Raw genomic sequence first — 1,137 nt, forward strand, 5'->3', positions numbered from 1 at the left:
GATGAGGCCCGGCGCGAGGCTTCGGCCGCCGTCGACCGCGCCGGCCGGGCGGTGACTGAGCGGGACGCGGCCCGGCAACTGGCCTCGGCCGCCGAGGGCCGCGCCGACGCCGCCGCCGACGAGCGGGACCGAGCCATCACCCGCGCCGACGCCGCCGAGAAAAAGCGTCAGGACGCCGTACGCGCCCAGGAGTCCGCGGAGCGGGAGCGGGATGAGGCCCGGCGCGAGGCTTCGGCCGCCGTCGACCGCGCCGAGAAGGCCGACCAGGCCCGGGGCCGCGCGAAGGCGCGGGCGGACCAGGCCGAGCACGCCCAGCAGCTCGCGGAGGCGAGGGCGGACGAGGCGGAGCGGGAGCGGGATGAGGCCCGGCGCGAGGCTTCGGCCGCCGTCGACCGCGCCGGCCGGGCGGTGACTGAGCGGGACGCGGCCCGGCAACTGGCCTCGGCCGCCGAGTCGAGGGCGGATAAGGCCGAGACGCGGGCCGACGCGGCCGACGCCGCCCGGGGCCGCGCCGAGTCGAGGGCGGATAAGGCGGAAGCGAGGGCCGACGCGGCCGACGCCGCCCGGGGCCGCGCCGAGGACCGGGCCGAGAAGGCCGAGAGCCGGCGGGACCAGGCGCTCGCCGACTTGGAGGAGATGGAGGCCAAAGCCTCGGCCGAGACCTCCCGCGCCGTCGCCGCCGAGACCGAGCGCGACCAGCTTCACCAGGAAGTGGAACGCCTGGCCGGGGAACTCCAAGCGCTGCGGACAGCCCAAGGCGAGACGAAGAAACCTGCTGCCCGTCGCGGCCGAAAGTCCAAGGGGGAGGACAAGCCAGAGGAAGCAGTGAAGGACACGGAGGAGCCTGGACCCATCCCGGGACAGACGGCCGTCCCGATGCCAGGAGAGGACGAAGAGCCCTGACAGAAACCTATCCGGTAAGGGCCGCCAGCTAACCCCGAAAACCCCTTAGCGTGCACACGCTAAGGGGTGCTTAATTTCTTGGTCCGGAGGCCGGGAAGACCGACCCTCGCCCATCGCGAGCGGGTTGGTTCGGCCGACCTCGGCCACGCGCCCCGGTGCCGGGGGCGGGCCCTTCCTCGGTGTGGACAGCTCCGCCCTGATAAGTGTTACGGGGGTTGCCCACAGCCACGGGTG

General features: G+C 74.4%; 1 pseudogene. It reads left to right on the forward strand.

Going from position 1 to position 1,137, the window contains the following annotated elements:
- Positions 1 to 903, forward strand: a pseudogene (locus ACFVHV_RS31990) (hypothetical protein); the annotation flags it as partial.
- Positions 904 to 1,137 lie beyond the last annotated feature (234 nt).

The organism is Kitasatospora sp. NPDC127116 (genome assembly GCF_042677365.1).
GTDB classification, from domain to species: Bacteria; Actinomycetota; Actinomycetes; order Streptomycetales; family Streptomycetaceae; genus Kitasatospora; species Kitasatospora lactacystinica.